The 552-nt window shown below is 47.1% G+C and carries 1 protein-coding gene; it reads right to left on the reverse strand.

Annotation, left to right across the window (positions count from 1 at the left end):
• Nucleotides 1-535: glycine--tRNA ligase subunit beta (locus tag A3766_RS05010; RefSeq protein WP_231882835.1), on the reverse strand; the 535-nt coding region annotated here is incomplete at its 3' end.
• Between the last annotated feature and the right edge of the window lie 17 nt (nt 536-552).

Consider the following 552-nt stretch of genomic DNA (forward strand, 5'->3'; position numbering starts at 1 on the left):
TCTGATGCTCTTTCATCGAAGAAATCAGTGCTTCTGTCGGCACCTCCAAAAAGCGCTCGTCGAAGCGGCCGACTAAAGGTACGGGCCACTCATTTAGAGACGCGACTTCGTCCAACAAGTCTTCATCAATCACAGCCACACCACCAATACCTTCAGCAGCAGCCGTCACACCCTGACGAACCTTTTCCTTACGCTGATCATAATCTGCAATCACTTTGCCTAGCTCTAACAATAGAACTTCGTAGTCATCTGCTTTAGTAATTTCAATCTCACCCTGACTATGGAAGCGGTGACCGCGAGTCTTTCGACCAGCTGGAATATCCAGAATACTGCCTTCTACAACCTCATCACCGAAAATCATCAATACCCACTGCAGCGGTCGAACGAACTCAACCTTTTGAGCTCCCCAACGCATACGCTTAGGAATAGGCAACTTGTTCAATGACTGGGCAACAATGTCATTCAACAAAGATTTGGTTTCCTGACCTTTCTCTAGCGAGCGGTAAACTAACCATGTTCCTTTCGGCGTTTCCATTTCTTCTAGGTCTTCAG

It is taken from the genome of Oleiphilus sp. HI0132, assembly GCF_001635845.1.